The organism is uncultured Pseudomonas sp. (assembly GCF_913777995.1).
Lineage (GTDB): Bacteria > Pseudomonadota > Gammaproteobacteria > Pseudomonadales > Pseudomonadaceae > Aquipseudomonas.
This window is the reverse complement of record NZ_CAJYVE010000040.1, coordinates 34,775-55,029: the sequence shown is the minus strand read 5'-3', so window position 1 is coordinate 55,029 and position 20,255 is coordinate 34,775. Positions and strand designations below refer to the sequence as shown.

Genomic DNA, 20,255 nt, shown 5'->3' with positions numbered 1-20,255 from the left:
CCCGGCCCGACAGGCAAGTACCCCGCCGCTTGCCTGCGGCCTGATTCGATCAGCCTCTGTTGCGCCTCAGTGCTCAGGCATGCGGGATGCTCTTGGCGGCCCGGGCCGGCAACTGCAGGAAAATTCCTGCCGCGAACACCGAGAGCACGCCGACGCTGAGGAAGGTCAACTGGAACGCGCCCAGCACGTCGGTGGTGCCGCTGCCGATATCGCTGCTGAAACCGCCCAGCAGCGCCGCCGCGCAGGCCACGCCCAGGCTCAGGGCCAACTGTGCGACCACCGACAGCAGGCTGTTGCCGCTGGCGGCGCTGGCGTCGTCCAGGTCGATCAGGGTCACGGTGTTCATCGCGGTGAATTGCAGCGAGTTCACCGCGCCCAGCAGGGCCAGCAGAACCAGCAACACCCAGTACGGTGTCTGTGCGTCGACCAGCGCCAGGCTGGCCAGCAGCAGGCCGAGCAGCAAGGTATTGCCGGTGAGAATGATGCGGTAGCCCAGGGCGTCGATCAGCCAGCGGGCGATGGTCTTGGCGAACATGCCGGCGGCGGCCAGGGGCAGCATGCTCATGCCGGCCTGCGACGGCGAGTAGCCCAGAGCGACCTGTAACAACAGCGGCATCAGGAAGGGCAGCGCTCCGCTGCCCAGGCGCGAGAACAGGTTGCCTAGAATGCCCACGGCGAAGGTGCGGGTACGGAACAGGTCGGGGGCGAACAGCGGTGCTTCCACGTGCCCGGCGCGCAGCCAGTAGGCGGCCAGGCAACCCATGCCGGCGAACAGCAGCAGGACCACGCGCAGGTGCGGCAGGTTCAGCTCGCCCAGGCCCTCCAGCGCGATGGTGATCAGCAGCATGGCCGCGCCGAACAGCATGAAACCCACGGTATCGAAGCGCGTCCGCCCGCCGCCGGGCAGGTCGGGAATGTAGTGCTTGACGGCGTAGCAGCCGAGGATGCCTACCGGAATGTTGAGCAGGAAGATCCAGTGCCAGCTGGCGATCTCGACCAGCCAGCCGCCCAGGGTCGGACCCAGCAGCGGGCCGAGCAGGCCGGGTACGGTGATGAAGCTCATGATCCGCACCAGCTCCGAACGCGGGTAGGCGCGCAGCACGATCAGCCGCCCGATGGGCAGCATCAGTGCACCGCCCAGGCCCTGGATGATGCGCGAGCCGACCAGCATGTTGAGGTTCCAGGAGATGGCGCACAGCAGCGAACCAAGGCTGAACAGCAGGATGGCGCTGAAAAAGATGCGCTTGATGCCGAAGCGGTCGGCGATCCATCCGGAGGCCGGGATCAGCAGGGCGATGGTCAGCATGTAGGCGATGATCACCGACTGCATGCGCAGCGGGTCTTCTTGCAGCGAGTGGGCCATGGACGGCAGGGCCGTGTTGAGGATGGTGCCGTCCAGGCTTTGCATGAAGAAGGCAATGGCAATCACCCAGGGCATCCAGCGCAGGGTCTTGTCGTCCAGCAGGGGCGTCGAAGTGGTCATCCGCGGCCTTTATTACAGCGTGAGGGTCAGTCGATTGATCAGGGCACCGGGCAGGTGGCTCGACGAGGTCTGGCGCTGCTCGTAGGTGCTGGTGGAGAGCATCAGCTCGCGTTCGCGGGTCAGGGCTTCGAGCTGCTCGCCCAGCAGGCTGTAGGCGCTGTCGTCGAAACGCATGGTGTTGACCGGTGCCTTGATCCGACCGTCCTCGACCCAGAAGGTTGCGAAACGGGTCATGCCGGTCAGGCGCGCCGCCGGCAGGTCGGAGAAGTTCAGGTACCAGAGGTTGCCGATGTACAGGCCGGTGCCCAGGCGTTGAAGAATCTCGCCTTGCTCCAGGTCGCCCGCCGCCAGGCTCAAGGCGCTGGGCCACTCGCCGGCATTGGCGCCGTTGGCCGCCAGCTGGTACTCGGCGGCGCTGCTGGAGTCCACCAGCCGCTCGCCGGCCTGCCCGGCGCGGATCAGTTGCAGGTCGCGGCGTGGGTAGCCCTCGCGGGAGAACGCCGTTGACAGCGACCCGCTGACCGCCTCGCTGAGGCTGAACGCCGGGTTGAAGCTTGCCTCGCCGTCATACAGGCGCTGCAACGGGCTGCGCTTGCTGGCGATGGCCTGGGCAGAGAAGCCACCCCAGGCCAGCATGCCGAGAATCTCGTCCATGGCCGCAGGAGCCAGGTAGGCCCGGTACTGGCCGGGGGGCAGGGTGATTGCGGGCAGGCCGAGGTAGTGCAGTTGCTCACGGGCCTGTTCGAACTGGCGGCTGAACACCGCGTCGTCCCAATGCAGACCGGCATAGTTGGCCTTCACCGCCTGGCCGTTGGCGTGGAACAGGCTCCAGTCGAAATTGAAGCTATTGGCCTGGTGCCAGCCCATGGCGCCCCACGAGCTGGCGAAGCCGCGATAGATCGGCCCGGCCGCATAGATGCCCACCAGGTCCAGGCCACGGGCCAGTTCGCCGATGCGCGACACCACGGTGGCGCTGTCGGGCAGCGCGGCGGTCTGCCAGCTCTCGCTGCTCCAGGCCTCGGTATTGGGCAGCAGGTAAGGGTCATCGGGTAACAGGGGCAGGGTGGCGCGCAACTGGCGCAGCCCGCCTTGCAGGCGCAGGCGGTCTTCGTCCGGGTCGTCCGCCAGGGTCAGGTTCAGATCGGCGTGTCGGGCACCGACGATCAGCTTGAGGCTGACACTGGCCTGCTGCACGTGCCCGGCCTGGCGCACCTGGCCGTGGTTGAAGCGAATGAAGTCCGAGGCTTCGGCGTCGTAGGCCAGGGTGAACTGCTCACCGTCTGCGACACCCGCCCGCAGCACCGCCACCAGGGCTTCGAATTGTTGCTGACGGTCCATCAGGCGTCTCCTCCGAATACGTCCACGGCGTCGAACACGCAGGCCGGCGAGGCGTGGCCGACCCGCACCACCTGGTTGGGTTCGCCCTTGCCGCAATTGGGCGTGCCGAGCACCTCGAAGGTACTGGCATCGCCCACTGCGCTCAGGCTGCGCCAGAACTGCGCGGAGACGGCGCGGTAGTTGGGGTTCTTGACCACGCCCTTGAGCTGGCCGTCTTCGATCAACTGGCCCCACTCGCAGCCGAACTGGAATTTGTTGCGTGCATCGTCGATGGACCAGGAGCGATTGGTGGCCATCAGGATGCCGCGTTCGATACCGGCCACCAGCTGCGCGAAGGAGCGCTCGCCCGGCTCGATGTTGAGGTTGGCCATGCGGTCGATGGGCGCGCGGTTCCAGTTGCAGGCCCGGCTATTGGCCACCCCGGGCAGGCCGCTACGGTATTGCGACAAGGCCCCGCCCAGCGGCCGTTGCAGCACGCCGTTGCGAATCAGGTACTGCTTGCTGGCCGGGCTGCCGTCGTCGTCGTGACTGTAGCTGGCCAGTTGCTCGGGAATCTCCGGATCGAAGGTCACGTTGAGCAGTGCCGAGCCGTACTGCAGGGTGCCGAAGTCTTCGGCTTTCACGAAGCTGGTGCCGGCGTAGTTGCGCTCGTCACCGAGAATGCGGTCCAGCTCCAGCGGGTGGCCGATGGATTCGTGGATCTGCAGGATCATCTGGTCGGGCATCAGCAGCAGGTCGCGTGGGCCGCTGGGCGTGTTGGGCGCCATGACCAGTTGCAGGGCCTCGTCGGCCACCCGCGGCGCGGCGCCGAGCAGGCCGCTGCGGCGGATGATTTCCGCGCCGCCCTGCTGGCCGAAGTTGCTGCCGCCCAGACTGCGGGTCTGGCTGTCGTGGCCGTCCCAGGCGGTGACGCTCAGGCCCGGATAGACGAAGCGCTGGGCCTGGCGCAGTTGTGCACCGGCGTTGTTGAGGTAGATCTGCTCGACGCTTTCCAGGCCCAGGCTGGCCTGCCAGTCGACCAGGCGTTCGTCGCGGGGTACGGCGGCAGACTCTTCCAGCAGCAGTTGCAAGGCTTCGCCAGGTGTCGGGAAGGGCTCGTCGAGGTGCGGCGACAGGTAGTCGGCCTGGGCGCTGACCACCGGGTAGTCGCGCAGATCCAGCAGGGCATGGCGGGCAAGATGGCGGGCCAGGGTTTCGGCGCGCTCCAGGGCGGCCTGCAGGCCATGTTGCGAGAGGTCGTGGGTGGCCGCATAGGCTTCCACGCCGTTCAGGCGCACCGTGAGCATGGCGCCCTGGTCTTCGCCCAGCGACAGCGGCTGGGCGACGTTGCGGCGTACCGACAACTGCTGCTGGGTACGCCGCACGTGGCGGATCGAGAAGAATGGCGCATCACTGCGCAGGGCAGCGAAACGCTGCTTGAGCGTGGCATGGAAGTCGAACATGCGGCCTGAAGCTCCTTGTGGGCTGTTGCCGAGCATAGCGCGCCAGCCCATGCCTGTGGGAGGGGCCTGAACCGCCAAAGGCTTCCCGGCTGAAGCCGGTCCCACAGGGTTGGCCGACCTATCGGGAGTAGGCTCAGGCGCCGGTCTTGCTCAGCTGCAGGTCCATGTACTCACAGGCGATGCGTTGCGCCTGGTCGGTGTCGAACGCGTCGCCAGACAGCGCACCACGCAGCCACAAGCCGTCGATCAGTGCGGCCAGGCCACGGGCGGCGCTGCGCGCCTGGTCGACCGGCATGGCGCGGCGGAACTGGCAGCACAGGTTGGAGTACAGGCGGTGGTCGTTGATGCGTTGCAGGCGGTGCAGCGAGGCGTGGTGCATGCTGGTCGCCCAGAAGGCCAGCCAGGTTTTCATGGCCGGGCCGTTGACCTGGCTGACGTCGAAGTTGCCTTCGATGATGACCCGCAGGTGAGCGCGCGGGCTGTCGTCGCTCAGTGCCCGGCGGCGTGCGGCGGTGTTCGCGCTCAGGGCGTTCATGAGGTGACGCATGGTCGCCTCGATCAGCCCGTTCTTGTCCTTGAAGTAATGGCTGATGATGCCGTTGGAAACCCCGGCCAGGCGCGCGATCAGGGCAATGCTGGCGTCACCCATGCCCACCTGATCGATGGCCGACAGGGTGGCCTGGATCAGTTGTTGGCGACGAATGGGTTGCATTCCGACCTTGGGCATGAAGCGCTGTCTCCTGACTTGCTGGAGGGACACGGGCTCGCAGTCTAGTTTTTTTTGACTGATCGATAAATCAATAAAGGCGGTGGGGACTGGAAAAAGTCACAAGTGGCGCAGGCCGGAGGGAGGGGCCGCCGGCCCGCAGCGGACATTGCGTCCGGCGAGCGCGGCGGCCCAGGGGCCACGGAATCAGCCGTGGTTCTTGCCAAGCAGGGCGTGGTACAGCTCGGTGTCACCGAGAATGCCTACCACTTTGCTACCGTCCTGCAGCACCAGCTTGTTGCCGGTGTGGTAGCGGATCTGCAGGGCGTCACGCATGCCGATGTTGGAGTCGACCACGGTCGGGCGACGCTCCAGCTGCGCGACATCCTGTCCAGGCTGCCAGTTCTGCACCGCGAGCGGCGCCTCGCCCTGGCGTACGCCCTTGATCACGTTGCCTTCGCCCAGGTCGATCCAGGAGTCGCCGCCCGGGTCCAGGCATACCGAGCCGTTGATGCGCTTGCAGTTGTCCAGGCTGCGCATCAGGCTGCGGCCGCAAAGCACGTTGAGCGGATTGGTGTGGGCCACGAAGTTGCGCACGTACTCGTCGGCCGGGTTGAGCACGATGTCTTCCGGCACGCTGTACTGGACGATGCGGCCATCCTTCATGATGGCGATGCGGCTGCCCAGCTTGAGCGCTTCGTCCAGGTCGTGGCTGACGAACACGATGGTCTTGCTCAGTTTCTTCTGCAGGCCCAGCAGTTCGTCCTGCAGGCCCTGGCGGATCAGCGGGTCGAGGGCCGAGAACGGCTCGTCCATCAGCAGGATGTCAGCGTCCATGGCCAGCGCACGGGCCAGGCCGACGCGCTGCTGCATGCCACCGGACAGCTCGTCGGGCTTCTTGTTGCGCCACTGGGTCAGCCCCACCAGCTCGAGTTTCTCGTCCACCAGCTTGCGCCGCTCCTTCTCGGGGCGGCCCTGCATTTCCAGGCCGAAGCTGATGTTCTCGCGCACCGTCAGCCAGGGCATCAGGGCGAACTTCTGGAACACCATGGCGATACGCTTGGTGCGCATCATTTTCAGCTCGGCCGCGGTGCAGTTGGCGATGTCGATCTTCGAGCCTTCGTGTTCGACGAACAGCGAACCGCGGCTCACGGTGTTCAGGCCGTTGATGCAGCGCAACAGGCTGGACTTGCCCGAGCCGGACAGGCCCATCAGTACGCAGATCTCGCCCTTGTTGATTTCCAGGTTGGCTTTTTCAACCCCGACGATCTGGCCCAGTTCCTTGAGGATTTCACCGCGTGTCTTGCCCTGGTCCAGGAGTCTGAGCGCGTCACGCGGGTCCTTGTGGAAGATGACGTCGACGTTTTCGAATTTGATGATGCTCATGCGTCGGGTCCTGCCTTGGGTTCTGGTTGTTTGCAGATACGGTCGAGCATGATTGCCAGCAGGACGATTGCCAGACCGGCTTCGAAACCGACAGCGATATCGGCGGTATTCAGTGCGTTGACCACGGGCTTGCCCAGGCCGTCGGCGCCCACCAGGGCGGCGATCACCACCATCGACAGCGAAAGCATGATGCATTGGGTGATACCGGCGGCGATGCTTGGCATCGCGTAGGGCAGTTCGATGCGGGTCAGCAGTTGCCGCTGCGACGAACCGAAGGCCTTGCCGGCATCGAGCAGTTCGGTGGGCACGTCACGAATGCCCAGGTAGGTGAGACGGATAGGCGCCGCGATGGCGAACACCACCGTGGAAATCAGGCCAGGTACCACACCGAGGCCGAACAGGGTCAGGGTGGGGATCAGGTACACGAAGGTCGGCACGGTCTGCATCAGGTCGAGCAGCGGACGCATCATCGTGTAGAACCAGGGCTTGTGGGCCGCGACGATGCCCAAGGGCACGCCGATGACCACGCACACAAGGGTCGCGAACAGTACCTGTGCGAGGGTTTCCAGGGTTTCCTGCCAGTAATGCAGATTGAGGATCAGCAGGAACGACAGGATGACGAAGACGGTCAGCCCCCACTTGCGCTGGATGAAGTGTGTCAATGCGGCGATCAGGCCGATCAGCACGTACGGGTTGAACCAGGCCAGGGAAAACGTGAGGCCGTGGATCATCATTTCCAGAAAGGAGGCGATGGCGTCGAAATAGCTGGCCCCATGGCGAATCAGCCAGTCGACGAAGGCGGCAATGTACTCGCCCAGGGGTAGCTTGTGGTCAGTCAACATGATATCGGGTGTCCGCTTGCGTGAAGATTGAAGGCGGCAGGCCCGGAGAGCCTGGTTTCCAGGGTATTACTGGGTGAGCTTGGCCTTGGCGGCGTCCAGCCCTGGCTTGCCGTCGACGGTGGTGACGCCGGCCAGCCAGGTGTCGAGCACCTGCGGGTTGCTCTTGAGCCATTGCCGCGCGGCGGCGTCTGGCTTCATCTTGTCGTCCAGGACCTTGCCCATGAGGGTGCTTTCCATTTCCAGGGTGAACGACAGATTCTTGAGCAGCTGCCCTACGTTGCTGCACTGCTCGGTATAGCCCTTGCGGGTGTTGGTGTAGATGGTCGCCTGGCCGAAGTTGGGGCCGAAGAACTCGTCGCCGCCGGTCAGGTACTTGATCTTGAAGCGGGTGTTCATCGGGTGCGGTTCCCAGCCGAGGAATACCACGTCGGTGCCGCGACGATTGGCCCGGTCGACCTGCGACAGCATGCCGGCCTCGCTGGACTCGACGACCTTGAAGCCGGCGGTCTTCAGGCCGAAGGCGTCCTTGTCGATCATGCTCTGGATCAGGCGGTTGCCGTCGTTGCCTGGCTCGATGCCGTAGATCTTGCCGTCCAGTTCCTTCTTGAACTTGGCGATGTCGGAGAAATCCTTGAGGCCCTTGTCATACAGCGCCTGGGGGACGGCGAGGGTGTACTTGGCGTTTTCCAGGTTGGCGCGCACGGTGTCGACGGTACCGGCCTCACGATAAGGCTTGATGTCGTTTTCCATGGTCGGCATCCAGTTGCCCAGGAACACGTCCATGTTCTTGCCTTCGGCCAGCGACTTGTAGGTCACCGGTACCGAGATCATGGTGGTCTTGGTCTTGTAGCCCAGCGATTCGAGCACGGCGCTGGTCACGGCGGTGGTGACGGTAATGTCGGTCCAGCCGACATCGGAGAAGTTGACGGTGTGGCACGCTTCGGGTTCTGCAGCATGAGCCAGCATCGGGGCACCGAGGATGGCGGCCAACAGCAACGACTTTGAACCTTTCATGGGGTGAGCTCCTGTGATCTTCTTCTCGTCGTCATTTTCCAGGGGAGCATGACGCGACTTTCTTGGGCCAGGCTTCGGAAGAAGCCCATCACGGTGCCTTGCGATCGAGTCGGGTCCGATCATCTACCAGCGAAAAAAAAACGCCTACTGGGTGCGTCGTAACCAGTGCAGGCGGGGTCGTATCCAGCGTGTGCGACGTCGTTTCCAGTCTCGTCGCCTCTGCCGGCCCGCCGCGAAGTACCTGAAAACGGCTGCAAGGCCCCGAATTATCGAGGGATGGCGCGCATGACGCTGTTGGGCAATGGCACGTCGGCGCGGGACGCTGTCGTGCGGCGGGAACATCTGAAGATAAACCGCGCGGTCGAGCGATCCTGAACGCTCGTGATGTGTCCGTGCGTCTGCCATCACTCCTGGGAAAAGTTCCAGCCTGGTTGAATCGGCGCCGCCGATGGCAGGCAGTCCTTGCCCGACTGTGGGTCAGCAAAATGCGGTAACGCATTCTTTTGGCGCAGCGTGCCGGCAGTGACACCGACCCTGGCCAGGCTGTTTCTTCCCCCTCCTTAGTGCTACCAAATTGCTCAACCGTTCAATAAAAAGTCCGATTTGTCGCATTTTGAACGCAGGGGTCGCTGTCGTAGTTACGCTCAGCGACGTCGTTTTCGGGTTTTTTGTCGCTCTCGGGAAACTTCAGGCATGGGAATTGCCCTGTATTTCGTACAGCCCTCCGTTGTGTAGGGCAATAAGAATGAGAGCCTGGACTTCAGGCCACCCACCGCTCATGTGTGAGGAGATTCCGTGATGACTTCGTTCAATGCCGGGGCAGCTGCCCAGAACCGCGCACCCCAGTCCATCGGCTTCCTGCTGCTCGATAATTTCACGTTGATCTCCCTGGCCTCGGCGGTGGAACCGCTGCGCATGGCCAACCAGCTGTCCGGTCGTGAGCTGTACCGCTGGACCACCATGAGCCTGGATGGTGGTCAGGTGTGGGCCAGCGATGGCCTGCAGATCACCCCGGATGCCGCGATGAACGACGCCCCGGCGCTCGACACCGTGATCGTCTGTGGTGGCGTGGGTATCCAGCGCACCGTGACCCGTGAGCACGTCGCCTGGCTGCAGTCGCAGGCTCGCCAGTCGCGTCGCCTGGGCGCCGTGTGCACCGGCAGCTGGGCGCTGGCCTGTGCCGGCCTGCTCGATGGTTTCGACTGCAGCGTGCACTGGGAATGTCTGGCGGCCATGCAGGAAGCTTTCCCGCGGGTGACCATGAGTACCCGTCTGTTCACCCTCGACCGCAACCGCTTCACCAGTTCGGGGGGCACCGCGCCACTGGACATGATGCTGCACCTGATCAGCCGTGATCATGGCCGCGAGCTGTCGGCGGCCATCTCGGAGATGTTCGTCTACGAGCGCATCCGCAACGAGCAGGACCACCAGCGCGTACCGCTCAAGCACATGCTCGGCACCAACCAGCCCAAGCTGCAGGAAATCGTCGCGCTGATGGAGGCCAACCTGGAGGAGCCGATCGACCTCGACGAACTGGCCGTGTACGTCTCGGTGTCGCGTCGTCAGCTCGAGCGCCTGTTCCAGAAGTACCTGCACTGCTCACCGTCGCGCTATTACCTCAAGCTGCGCCTGATCCGCGCGCGGCAACTGCTCAAGCAGACCCCCATGTCGATCATCGAGGTGGCTTCGGTATGCGGCTTCGTATCCACGCCGCACTTCTCCAAGTGTTACCGCGAGTACTTCGGCATTCCGCCGCGCGACGAGCGCGTGGGTTCCAATACCGCCCAGCAGGTGGCCATGATGCCGATTCCCCAGGCCATGGTGCTGTCGCCGCTGTCGGGGCCGATGTCTGCCCTCAATCAGGCGCGCAACGAGTCGACCTTCGCCAGCGTGCGGGTCTGACCTGCCGCGGAGTGCCCCGCCGCCGGGCGGCGAGCGGGGCGTGTGCTCAGGCGTGGCTCTGCTTGTAGGCCACCAGGGCCGGCAGCAGCTGCTGGTCGATGGCTTGGCGCACGGCGGGCAGGATGGTCGCGCTGCCGCCCAGCATGCTTTCCACCATGCGGCGCAGGGCGATGGCGCGTTCGGCGGTCAGGCCGCGCACGGCCTGCTCGCAGGCCTGTTCAGGCGTTGCGCCCGAAGGGGTTTCGAAGCCCAGTGCGCGGAGCTTGCCGATCAGGTCGTCCTGGTCAATCAGGTCTGCGTGCATCATGACGTTGTTCCTTCGCCGATCTAGAGGGATGACTGGATTCTGTAAGGCCTTTGCAGACCCGGCAAGTCTGGGTGTCGGCGATGGCAAGATTACCTAAGAACACGTCGTTTTCGGCTAACCACTGCTGCGGCCGTGGCCGCACACTGGGCTTGCCCGATGCGGTGCCAGTGGTTGGTCGCCCTCGGTCCGCGGAATTCGGGCCCCGGTTTTGTGACGGCTTTACCGGGCCTTTTCGCGCCTGCGGTTTGCTAGACTATGCAGCCTTCCAGGAGCTGCCATGAATTACCGCCACGCCTTCCATGCCGGCAACCATGCCGACGTCTTGAAACATATCGTGCTGACCCGCCTGATTGCGTTGATGTCGCGCAAGGAACAGCCGTTCGCCTACATCGATACCCATGCCGGCATTGGCCTTTATGACCTGCAGGGTGACGAAGCGACGCGTACCGGAGAATGGGTCGAGGGTATCGGCCGCCTGTGGGACGCGCCCGACCTGCCAGCGGCGGCGGCCGGTTACATGGAGGTGCTGCGCCACATGAACCGCAAGACCGGCGAGCTGCGCTACTACCCCGGTTCCCCGGAGCTGGCCAGGCGCCTGAGCCGTGAGCAGGACCGTGTGCTGCTCAACGAGAAGCACCCCGAAGACGGTGCGCTGCTCAAGGACAACATGAAATATGACCGCCGCGTTGCCGTGCATCTGGGTGAAGGCTGGCACGTGCCTCGGGCCTTGCTGCCGGTGGCCGAGAAGCGCGCGATCATGTTGATCGACCCGCCTTTCGAGCAGCTCGATGAACTCAAGCGTTGCAGCGTGGCGCTCAAGGAGGCCATCGGCCGCATGCGCCAGACCATGGCGGCCATCTGGTATCCGATCAAGGACCCGCGCCAGCTCAAGCGTTTCTACCAGGACCTGGCCGAGAGCGGCGCGCCGAAGCTGCTGCGTGTGGAACTGTATGTCCACCCGTTGGAGACCCCGGCCAGCCTCAACGGCTCCGGCCTGGCCATCGCCAGCCCGCCGTGGGGTCTGGAAGAAGAGCTGCGTGAGTTGTTGCCGTATCTTGCCGAGAAGCTGGGCCAGACCCAGGGCGGCTGGAAAATGGACTGGCTGATCGCCGAGTAACACCCGCCCGGGCCGGTAACATCCCGGCCAAAGCCAATACTGTTCGATTAAGCGCTTTGCGCTTGTGGGAGCGAGCTTGCTCGCGAAAAGCTGGCAAACTCGCTGAGTTTGCTGTGAACGCCGCCTTCGCGAGCAAGCTCGCTCCCACGGTCTAACTGAACTGTATTGCGGCTAAAGCCAATACAGTTCGATCAGACCGGGTAGGAGCGGCTTCAGCCGCGAAGCGAGCGCATGTTCACAACAGATGCGCTGAATTTCCTGGCGCTTTCGCGGCTAAAGCCGCTCCAATTACCGAGCCACATGACGGCTGGACCTGTGCCGGTCAGGCCGGCATGCACACGCCGGTGCCGCCGATGCCGCAATAGCCCTGCGGGTTCTTCGCCAGGTACTGCTGGTGATACGCCTCGGCGTAATAGAAGGTGGGCGCCTCGGCGATTTCGGTGGTGATCTCGCCCAGTCCGGCCTTGTCCAGCTCAGCCTGGTAGCGGGCCTTGCTGGCCAGTGCGGCTTCCAGTTGCTCCGGCTTGGTGCAGTAGATCGCCGAGCGGTACTGGGTGCCGATGTCGTTGCCCTGGCGCATGCCCGAGGTCGGGTTGTGCAGTTCCCAGAACATCTTCAGCAGCTCTTCGTAGCTGACCACCTCGGGTTCGTAGACCACCAGCACCACCTCGGTGTGGCCGGTCAGGCCCGAGCAGACTTCTTCGTAGGTAGGGTTGGGGGTGAAGCCACCCGCGTAGCCGACTGCAGTGCTGTGCACGCCTTCCTTCTGCCAGAAGCGGCGCTCGGCCCCCCAGAAGCAGCCCAGGCCGAAGAGGGCGAATTCCACGCTGCCGGGGAAGGGGCCGAGCAGGGGGTTGCCGTTGACGAAGTGCTGTTCCGGCACCTGCATCGGTGTCTCGCGGCCCGGCAAGGCTTGTTCGGCAGTCGGCAATACGTTCTTGTTCACCAGGATTTCCGAGCGCAGGGTCATGGGCAGATCCTCTCAAGAGCACAGGCCGCCAGACTGGCTGGCGGCGCACGCTGAAAAAAACGGACACACAGTGTGCCCCGGAACGGAGCGGCAGGAAAGACCCGGTCGGGAAAGACCCGGTCAGGAGAGATCTGTCAGGCCAGCGGCTTGTGCGGGTAACGGTGCAGCCGCTCGATCAGCTCTTCGCTGGGGATGGGCTTGTCGAACAGGTAGCCCTGGCCGACGTCACAGCGATGACGGCGCAGGAAAGTCAGCTGGGCGGCGGTCTCGATGCCTTCGGCGACCACCTTGAGTTTCAGGTTGTGGGCCATGGCGATCACCGCCGAGGTGATTTCCATGTCGCCTTCGTCATCCGGAATGTCACGAATGAAGCTGCGGTCGATTTTCAGCACGTCGATGGGGAATTTCTTCAGGTAGCTCAGCGACGAGTAACCGGTGCCGAAATCGTCCATGGCCAGCGACAGGCCAAGGCGCTTGAGCATGTCCAGTTGCAGGCGGGTTTCGTCAGTGGCTTCGAGCAGCAAGCCTTCGGTCAGTTCCAGCTCCAGCAGTGACGGGTCCAGCGCCTCTTCCTTGAGAATGGCGGCAATCGACGACACCAGCTCCGGGTCGGAGAACTGCTTGGGCGAGACGTTGATGGCCACCTGCAAAGGGCCGAAGCCGGCAGCGGTCAAGGCCTTGCTCATCTGGCAGGACTGACGCACCACCCACTTGCCGATCGGGATGATCAGGCCGGTTTCTTCGGCGACGCTGATGAACTGGTCCGGGCGGATCATGCCCTTTTCCGGGTGCTTCCAGCGCAACAGGGCTTCCAGGCCGGTGAGGCGCCCGGAGAGCAGGCACAGCTTGGGCTGGTAGAAGACTTCCAGTTCACTCTGGCTCAGCGCGCGACGCAGATTGTTCTCGACGAACAGCTTGTAGCTGGCCTCGGCGTTCAAGGCCTCGGTGAACACCTGCACCTGATGCTTGCCGTTGGCCTTGGCCTTGTGCAGCGCCAGGCCGGCGTTGCGCATCAGGGTCTGCGGATCACGGCCATGCAGGGGCGCGCAGGCCAGGCCCACGGAGCCGGTGACGCTGATCAGCTGGTTGTCGACGAACATCGGCTTGTCCAGGGTCATCAGCACCTGGTTGGCGATGCTCTGCCCGGCCTCGGGGCCGGTCTGGTCGAGCAGTACGGCGAATTCGTTACTGGCGAAGCGCGCCAGTACGTCGGACGGGCTCAAGGTGTTGCGCAGGCGGCGCGCCAGGCTGATCAGCAGCTTGTCGCCGGTCTGGTGGCCCAGGCTGTCGTTGATGCGCTTGAAGTTGTCGATGTCCACCAGCAGCAGGCTCATCGGCGTGTCGCTGTCACGCGCGAAGCGTTCGTCCAGATGGCGGATGAACGCCGGGCGGTTACCCAGGCTGGTCAGGTTGTCGGTATAGGCCAGGCGCTCGATGCGCTGCTGGGCCAGCTTGCTCTGGGTGACGTCTTCGTAGATGCCGATGTAATGGGTCAGCTCACGATTGTCGCCATAGACCTTGGAAATCGACAGCTGCCCCCAGTAGGGCTCCAGGTTCTTGCGCCGGCTCTTGAACTCGCCCTGCCAGCTGTTGCTGTTGGCCAGGCTGGACTGCGCATCGAACAGGTTGCTGAGGTTCTCCAGTGCCGGCAGCTCGGCCAGCTTGTGGCCGTGCACTTCTTCGGCGGAGTACTGGGTGATCGCCGTGAAGCTGGGGTTCACGTACTCGACCACGCCGTCGCAATTGACCAGCAGAAAGGCGTTGGCGCTCTGTTCCACGGCGCGCTGGAACAGATACAGGGCATTGGTGGCGGCGCGGCGGTTATGGTTGTTCAGCACCAGGGCGAACTGGTCGGCCAGCTCCCCGGCGAAGGCCACTTCATCCGGGAGCCACTGGCGCTGGCCGCCGGTGTGCTCCAGGCACAGCACGCCGATCAGTTGCCCGTCGATACGGATGCTGGCGTCGAGCAATGCAGTCGCACCGCGTGCCTGCATGTCGGTGCTCAGGTCCTGGATACGCGGGTCATGCAGGTCGCAGGCGTCGATCGCCCGGCTGTTGAGCAGGGCGTCGTGGTAGATCGGCGACAGGCTGATGTCGATCGGTGCCGGCAGGCGATGTTCGCCGCTTTCCCGGGCGTACTCGGTCACGGCGCTCAACAGATGGCCGTCGAGGTTCCAGATGCTGGCGCAGGCGATGTCGTAGATCTCGCAGGCACTGCGAGTGATCAGCCGCGCCGCTTCCTGCAGGGAGTTGGCCGAGTAGCGTTGGCGTGACAAGCGCAGGATCAGCTCCTGCTGGGCGCGGGCGCGCTCCAGCTGGGCAGCGTAGCTGTAAGGGCCGGGCCGCCGCTCGGGCAGGGCGGATGCATCGGTGTCGCCTGCTGGTGCGTCGAGAACCATGAAGTAGCCGCGCAGCAGGTGCCGGTTGTGCTGCTTGAAGGCTTCGCCAAGCTCCACCAGCGAGAGTGGGCCGTGGGCGGTGTGCAGGGTATAGCGGATCAGATAATGGGAAGAGCCGATCAGTTGCTGCTGGATGTCGTCGTGCAGCTGATAACGGGCTTCGGGTTCCATCAGGCTGGCGAAGGGCGAGCCGATCAGCGAGCACAGTTCTATCGCCGGCATGCCGAAGGTTTTTTCACAGCCTGGGTCCAGATAGAGCAGCGCCCAATTGGCTTCATTAAGCCGCTCGAAACGCAGCATGCCCAGGCGCGAAGGCACGGGCAATTGCGTCACTACCTCGGCTGCCGTTCTGCCGGCAGCATCGGTCTGGCTTTTCATGAACAAACTCGCTTCCCGGATTCTGATCGCGCGGGCAATGCGCTGGTTATTTTCAAGTCCGGCAAGGTTGCATCATGCCGCACTGCCTTACAAGAGAGCACGATGGCTTAGTGCTATAAAAGTAACCGGAATATATGTCCGTCGTTAGGTTGTCGGACATGTGTCGTCGATCAGGGTTCATGCTGACGGCCCTCAGATGCTCTATTTCGGCCTTGGTCGCTTCGATCTGTGATGCAGGGCAAAAAAAAGCCCCGCCATGGCGGGGTTGAGGTTCGAGCGTGGCAGCTCGCAATACGCAGGCCGGCCCCGCCATATGGGCGGGGCCGGTCGCTGTTACAGCAGGATGGTGCGGATGTCGGCCAGCAGTTCGCTCAGACGCTTGGTGAAGCGTGCAGCGGCGGCGCCGTTGATGACGCGGTGGTCATAGGACAGCGACAGCGGCAGCATCAGGCGTGGCTGGAAGGCCTTGCCATCCCAGACGGGCTGCATGGTGGCCTTGGAAACACCGAGGATTGCCACTTCCGGCGCGTTGACGATCGGCGTGAAGCCGGTGCCGCCAATGTGGCCGAGGCTGGAGATGGTGAAGCAGGCACCCTGCATGTCGTTGGCAGTGAGCTTCTTGTTGCGCGCCTTCTCGGCCAGCTCGGCTGCTTCGGCCGCCAGTTGCAGCAGGTTCTTCTGGTCGACGTTGCGGATCACCGGTACCAGCAGGCCGTCCGGCGTGTCCACGGCGAAGCCGATGTGCACGTATTTCTTGCGAATCACGGCCTTGCCGCTCGGCGCCAGCGAAGCGTTGAAGTCCGGCAGCTCCTTGAGCAGGTGGGCGATGGACTTGAGCAGCAGCGGCAGCACGGTCAGCTTCACGCCGGCTTTCTCGGCCACGGCTTTCTGCGCCACGCGGAAGGCTTCCAGGTCGGTGATGTCGGCCTGGTCGAACTGCGTCACGTGCGGGATGTTCAGCCAGCTGCGATGCAGGCCGGTAGCGCCCAGTTGCATCAGGCGGGTCATCGGCACTTCTTCGATTTCACCGAAGCGGCTGAAATCCACTTCCGGAATCGGCTGGATGCCAGCACCCCCGGTCGCACCGGCCGGTGCTTCCTTGGCTTTCTGCATCATGGCCTTGACGTAGGCCTGCACGTCTTCCTTCAGGATGCGACCGTGCGGACCGGTGGCGGCCACGGCGCTCAGCTCGACGCCGAATTCGCGGGCCAGTTGGCGAACCGCCGGGCCGGCGTGAACCTTGGCACCGTCCTTGGCTGGCGCGGCAGCCGGAGCTGGAGCCGGTGCTGCTTCGGCTTTCGGCGCGGCAGGGGCAGCGGCCGGAGCAGGCGCGGTTTCGGCCTTGGCCGGTGCCGCGGCGGGCGCTGGAGCGGCAGCCGGGGCGGCGCCCGCCACCTTCAGCTTGAGGATCAGGTCGCCGGTGCCGACTTCCTGTTCCAGCTTGACTTCGACGCTCTCGACCACGCCGGCGGCAGGCGATGGAATCTCCATGCTCGCCTTGTCGGACTCGAGGGTGATCAGCGACTGGTCGGCTTCGATGCTGTCGCCCGGCTTGACCAGGACTTCGATGATCTTGGCCTTGCCCGACGAGCCGATGTCCGGCACGTGGATGTCCTGCACGCTGGCAGCGGCAGGTGCGGCGGCCGGGGCCGCAGCAGGCGCTTCGGCAGCCGGGGCTGGCGCGGCGGCTGGGGCAGCGGCGGCGGGTTCTGCAGCGGGGGCGGCAGCGGCCTCGCCTTCGACTTCCAGCTCGAACAGTTCGTCGCCTTCTTTCAGGCGGTCGCCCAGCTTGACCTTCATGGCCTTGATGACGCCGGCCTTGGGAGCCGGGATCTCCATGCTCGCCTTGTCCGACTCCAGGGTCAGGATGCTCTGGTCGGCCTCGATGCGGTCGCCGACCTTGACCATCAACTCAATGACTTCACCTTCACCGTTGCCGATGTCGGGTACGCGAATTAGCTCACTCACTATGTCTCTCCTTCGGAGAACCTGTTGCGTTCAGTCTGTGTGGGCGCGGGCGGTTGAAGAAACAGCCTCGGGTGCTCATTTGCCAGGGGCAAATTCCGCACCGTCGGCTGTTTCAGGCACTGCGCCCGTGCGACGGACGAATCCGTGACAGACGCTTAGCAGTCCAGCGGGTTGCGTTTTTCCGGGTCGATGCCGAACTTGGCAATCGCCTCGGCCACTACCTTAGGCTCGATGTCGCCACGGTCGGCCAGCGCTTCCAGAGCGGCCAGCACGACGAAGTGACGGTCGACTTCGAAGAAGTGACGCAGTTTGCGACGGCTGTCGCTGCGGCCGAAACCGTCGGTGCCCAGGACCTTGAATTCCTTGGACGGTACCCACTGACGGATCTGCTCGGCGAACAGCTTCATGTAGTCGGTCGAAGCGATGACCGGACCCTTGCGGCCCGACAGGCACTGCTCGACGTAGGTCTGCTGAGGCTTCTGGCCGGGGTGCAGGCGGTTGAAGCGCTCGGCGGCCAGGCCGTCGCGGCGCAGTTCGTTGAAGCTGGTCACGCTCCATACGTCGGCACCGATGTTGTACTCGTCGCGCAGGATCTTCGCCGCTTCGCGGACTTCACGCAGGATGGTGCCCGAGCCCAGCAGCTGGACGTGGTGGGCGGCTTCCTTGGTGTCTTCCTCGAGCAGGTACATGCCCTTGATGATGCCGTCTTCGACGCCGGCCGGCATGGCAGGCTGGGTGTAGGCTTCGTTCATCACGGTGATGTAGTAGAAAATGTCCTGTTGCTCTTCGGTCATCTTCTTCATGCCGTCCTGGATGATCACCGCCAGCTCGTAGCCGTAGGTCGGATCGTAGGTGCGGCAGTTCGGCACGGTGGCCGCCAGGATATGGCTGTGGCCGTCTTCGTGCTGCAGGCCTTCGCCGTTCAGGGTGGTCCGGCCGGCGGTACCGCCGATCAGGAAGCCACGGGTACGGCTGTCGCCAGCGGCCCAGGCCAGGTCACCGATACGCTGGAAGCCGAACATCGAGTAGAAGATGTAGAACGGCAGCATCGGCTGGTTGTGGTTGCTGTACGACGTACCGGCAGCGATGAACGACGACATGGCGCCGGCTTCGTTGATGCCTTCCTCGAGGATCTGACCTTTCTTGTCCTCGCGGTAGAACATCACCTGGTCCTTGTCGACAGGCTCGTACAGCTGGCCGACGGAGGAGTAGATACCCAGCTGGCGGAACATGCCTTCCATACCGAAGGTACGGGCTTCGTCCGGGATGATCGGTACGATGCGGTGGCCGATTTCCTTGTCCTTGACCAGTTGCGCCAGGATGCGCACGAAGGCCATGGTGGTGGAGATCTCGCGGTCGCCCGAGCCGTCCAGGATCGCCTTCAGGGTGTCCAGTGGCGGAGTCGGGATGCTGAAGCTCTTGGCCCGACGCTGTGGCACGAAGCCGCCCAGCGCAGCGCGGCGCTCGGCCAGGTACTTGGCCTCGGCGCTGCCTTCTTCCGGACGGTAGAACGGCAGGTGCTCCAGCTCGGAGTCCTTGATCGGCACGTCGAAGCGGTCACGGAAGTGACGCAGGCTGTCGACATCGACCTTCTTGGTGTTGTGCGCGGTGTTCTTGGCTTCGCCGGCACCGGTACCGTAACCCTTGATGGTCTTGGCCAGGATGACGGTCGGCTGCTCTTTGTGGTTGACCGCCTGGTGGTAGGCCGCATAGACCTTGTACGGGTCGTGGCCGCCACGGTTGAGCTTCCAGATCTCTTCGTCGGACAGGTCTTCGACCATGGCCTTGAGTTCCGGGGTGTTGAAGAAGTGCTCACGGACGAATGCGCCGTCCTTGGCCTTGTAGTTCTGGTACTCGCCGTCGATGACTTCGTCCATGCGGCGCTGCAGGGCGCCGTCGGTGTCCTTGGCGAACAGTGGGTCCCAGAAGCGACCCCAGACGACCTTGTTGACGTTCCACTGGGCACCACGGAACACGCCTTCGAGTTCCTGGATGATCTTGCCGTTGCCGCGCACAGGGCCGTCGAGGCGCTGCAGGTTGCAGTTGATGACGAAGATCAGGTTGTCCAGCTTCTCGCGGCCGGCCAGGGCGATGGCGCCCAGGGATTCCGGCTCGTCGCACTCGCCGTCGCCCATGAAGCACCAGACTTTCTGCTTGCCGGCCGGGATGTAGCCGCGGCTTTCCAGGTACTTCATGAAGCGTGCCTGGTAGATCGCCTGGATAGGACCCAGACCCATGGATACGGTCGGGAACTGCCAGAAATCAGGCATCAGCCAAGGGTGCGGGTAGGACGACAGGCCCTTGCCGTCGACTTCCTGGCGGAAGTTGTTCATGTGTTCTTCGGTGATGCGGCCTTCCAGGAACGCGCGGGCATAGACGCCCGGCGAGGCGTGGCCCTGGAAGTAGATCAGGTCGCCGCCGTGCTCGTCGGTCGGGGCCTGGAAGAAGTAGTTGAAGCCGATGTCGTACAGCGTCGCACTGGAAGCGAAGCTGGAGATGTGGCCACCCAGATCCGGGTCGTTCAGGTTGGTCTTGACCACCATCGCCAGGGCGTTCCAGCGTACCAGCGAGCGAATGCGGCGTTCCATGAACAGGTCGCCAGGCATGCGTGCTTCGTGGGTAACGGGGATGGTGTTGCGGTACGGCGTGGTGATGGCGTACGGCAGCTGCGAACCACTGCGGGTGGCCAGTTCGCCCATACGGGTCATCAGGTAATGGGCACGGTCTTCGCCTTCTTTGTCGATAACCGATTCCAGGGCGTCCAGCCACTCCTGGGTTTCGACGGGATCAAGGTCTTGCATGGCTTGCTCCAGAGCGGAAAGGCTTCCAGAATCGGACGCCTGAGTTTGCGACTGGCCTTGTGGGCAGCCGACATAAATTCTTGGATGGCCGGCGGTTGTGCCGGCGGCGTGTAGTTTTACTACAAGTCGCCAACCTTTTCAGCCTCTTGAGTGATTAACTCAGTAGTAAAACTACAGAGAAACCGCCCAAATACCCGCGTCA

At 63.8% G+C, this 20,255-nt stretch carries 14 protein-coding genes; 2 read left to right on the top strand and 12 right to left on the bottom strand.

What is annotated here, in order from left to right; translation table 11 throughout:
- Positions 1 to 73: 73 nt before the first annotated feature.
- The 7 genes from mdtD to QZ497_RS17595 form a co-directional block, all read right to left on the bottom strand.
- The gene (gene mdtD, locus QZ497_RS17625) at positions 74 to 1,483 is read right to left on the bottom strand and encodes a multidrug transporter subunit MdtD (RefSeq protein ID WP_295477292.1); all 1,410 of its coding nucleotides are present in this window, start codon (positions 1,481 to 1,483) and stop codon (positions 74 to 76) included.
- A 12-nt stretch (positions 1,484 to 1,495) separates the two neighbouring features.
- Positions 1,496 to 2,821, bottom strand: a complete 1,326-nt coding sequence (locus QZ497_RS17620) for a TldD/PmbA family protein (protein ID WP_295477290.1) — start codon at positions 2,819 to 2,821, stop codon at positions 1,496 to 1,498.
- Positions 2,821 to 4,263: a TldD/PmbA family protein gene (locus QZ497_RS17615; protein ID WP_295477289.1), complete on the bottom strand. Its 1,443-nt coding sequence runs from the start codon at positions 4,261 to 4,263 to the stop codon at positions 2,821 to 2,823. The genes QZ497_RS17620 and QZ497_RS17615 overlap by 1 nt, the downstream gene beginning before the upstream one ends.
- Positions 4,264 to 4,396: 133 nt before the next feature.
- The gene (gene betI, locus QZ497_RS17610) at positions 4,397 to 4,990 is read right to left on the bottom strand and encodes a transcriptional regulator BetI (RefSeq protein ID WP_295477288.1); all 594 of its coding nucleotides are present in this window, start codon (positions 4,988 to 4,990) and stop codon (positions 4,397 to 4,399) included.
- A gap of 186 nt (positions 4,991 to 5,176) precedes the next feature.
- Complete coding sequence (gene choV, locus QZ497_RS17605; RefSeq protein ID WP_295477286.1) at positions 5,177 to 6,355, bottom strand: choline ABC transporter ATP-binding protein; 1,179 nt, start codon at positions 6,353 to 6,355, stop codon at positions 5,177 to 5,179.
- A complete protein-coding gene (gene choW, locus QZ497_RS17600; RefSeq protein ID WP_295477307.1) occupies positions 6,352 to 7,200 on the bottom strand; it encodes a choline ABC transporter permease subunit in 849 nt (282 codons plus the stop codon). Before choW ends, choV begins: the two co-directional genes overlap by 4 nt.
- 63 nt (positions 7,201 to 7,263) lie before the next feature.
- Positions 7,264 to 8,211 (bottom strand): choline ABC transporter substrate-binding protein, encoded by a 948-nt coding sequence (locus QZ497_RS17595; RefSeq protein WP_295477284.1) that lies wholly within the window; start codon positions 8,209 to 8,211, stop codon positions 7,264 to 7,266.
- A 798-nt stretch (positions 8,212 to 9,009) separates the two neighbouring features.
- On the opposite strand from QZ497_RS17595, the gene QZ497_RS17590 reads away from it, so the two are divergent.
- The gene (locus tag QZ497_RS17590) at positions 9,010 to 10,113 is read left to right on the top strand and encodes a GlxA family transcriptional regulator (RefSeq protein ID WP_295477283.1); all 1,104 of its coding nucleotides are present in this window, start codon (positions 9,010 to 9,012) and stop codon (positions 10,111 to 10,113) included.
- Between the two features lie 46 nt (positions 10,114 to 10,159).
- On the opposite strand, the gene QZ497_RS17585 is transcribed toward QZ497_RS17590, so the two are convergent.
- On the bottom strand, positions 10,160 to 10,420 hold the full coding sequence (locus tag QZ497_RS17585; protein ID WP_295477282.1) for a hypothetical protein: 261 nt from the start codon (positions 10,418 to 10,420) through the stop codon (positions 10,160 to 10,162).
- A 277-nt stretch (positions 10,421 to 10,697) separates the two neighbouring features.
- Here QZ497_RS17585 and rlmJ point away from each other — a divergent pair, with 277 nt between their 5' ends.
- Entirely contained in the window at positions 10,698 to 11,537 is an 840-nt protein-coding gene (gene rlmJ, locus QZ497_RS17580; RefSeq protein WP_295477280.1) for a 23S rRNA (adenine(2030)-N(6))-methyltransferase RlmJ, read from the top strand.
- A 322-nt stretch (positions 11,538 to 11,859) separates the two neighbouring features.
- On the opposite strand, the gene msrA is transcribed toward rlmJ, so the two are convergent.
- The 4 genes from msrA to aceE all read right to left on the bottom strand — a co-directional run bounded on the left by msrA (position 11,860) and on the right by aceE (position 20,053).
- The gene (gene msrA, locus QZ497_RS17575) at positions 11,860 to 12,507 is read right to left on the bottom strand and encodes a peptide-methionine (S)-S-oxide reductase MsrA (protein WP_295477278.1); all 648 of its coding nucleotides are present in this window, start codon (positions 12,505 to 12,507) and stop codon (positions 11,860 to 11,862) included.
- Between the two features lie 134 nt (positions 12,508 to 12,641).
- Positions 12,642 to 15,284 carry a GGDEF and EAL domain-containing protein gene (locus QZ497_RS17570; RefSeq protein WP_295477276.1) on the bottom strand — a complete coding sequence of 881 codons (2,643 nt, stop codon included), beginning with the start codon at positions 15,282 to 15,284 and terminating at the stop codon, positions 12,642 to 12,644.
- Positions 15,285 to 15,617: 333 nt separating this feature from the next.
- The gene (aceF, locus tag QZ497_RS17565) at positions 15,618 to 17,252 is read right to left on the bottom strand and encodes a dihydrolipoyllysine-residue acetyltransferase (RefSeq protein WP_295477274.1); all 1,635 of its coding nucleotides are present in this window, start codon (positions 17,250 to 17,252) and stop codon (positions 15,618 to 15,620) included.
- Positions 17,253 to 17,407: 155 nt separating this feature from the next.
- Entirely contained in the window at positions 17,408 to 20,053 is a 2,646-nt protein-coding gene (gene aceE / locus QZ497_RS17560) for a pyruvate dehydrogenase (acetyl-transferring), homodimeric type (RefSeq protein WP_295477272.1), read from the bottom strand.
- Between the last annotated feature and the right edge of the window lie 202 nt (positions 20,054 to 20,255).

What these genes read in the sequence shown, in the direction of transcription:
- mdtD (WP_295477292.1), bottom strand. Translation starts at nt 1,483, where the DNA reads ATGACCACTTCGACGCCCCTGCTGGACGACAAGACCCTGCGCTGGATG.
- QZ497_RS17620 (WP_295477290.1), bottom strand. Translation starts at nt 2,821, where the DNA reads ATGGACCGTCAGCAACAATTCGAAGCCCTGGTGGCGGTGCTGCGGGCG.
- QZ497_RS17615 (WP_295477289.1), bottom strand. Translation starts at nt 4,263, where the DNA reads ATGTTCGACTTCCATGCCACGCTCAAGCAGCGTTTCGCTGCCCTGCGC.
- betI (WP_295477288.1), bottom strand. Translation starts at nt 4,990, where the DNA reads ATGCCCAAGGTCGGAATGCAACCCATTCGTCGCCAACAACTGATCCAG.
- choV (WP_295477286.1), bottom strand. Translation starts at nt 6,355, where the DNA reads ATGAGCATCATCAAATTCGAAAACGTCGACGTCATCTTCCACAAGGAC.
- QZ497_RS17595 (WP_295477284.1), bottom strand. Translation starts at nt 8,211, where the DNA reads ATGAAAGGTTCAAAGTCGTTGCTGTTGGCCGCCATCCTCGGTGCCCCG.
- QZ497_RS17590 (WP_295477283.1), top strand. Translation starts at nt 9,010, where the DNA reads ATGACTTCGTTCAATGCCGGGGCAGCTGCCCAGAACCGCGCACCCCAG.
- QZ497_RS17585 (WP_295477282.1), bottom strand. Translation starts at nt 10,420, where the DNA reads ATGATGCACGCAGACCTGATTGACCAGGACGACCTGATCGGCAAGCTC.
- rlmJ (WP_295477280.1), top strand. Translation starts at nt 10,698, where the DNA reads ATGAATTACCGCCACGCCTTCCATGCCGGCAACCATGCCGACGTCTTG.
- msrA (WP_295477278.1), bottom strand. Translation starts at nt 12,507, where the DNA reads ATGACCCTGCGCTCGGAAATCCTGGTGAACAAGAACGTATTGCCGACT.
- QZ497_RS17570 (WP_295477276.1), bottom strand. Translation starts at nt 15,284, where the DNA reads ATGAAAAGCCAGACCGATGCTGCCGGCAGAACGGCAGCCGAGGTAGTG.
- aceE (WP_295477272.1), bottom strand. Translation starts at nt 20,053, where the DNA reads ATGCAAGACCTTGATCCCGTCGAAACCCAGGAGTGGCTGGACGCCCTG.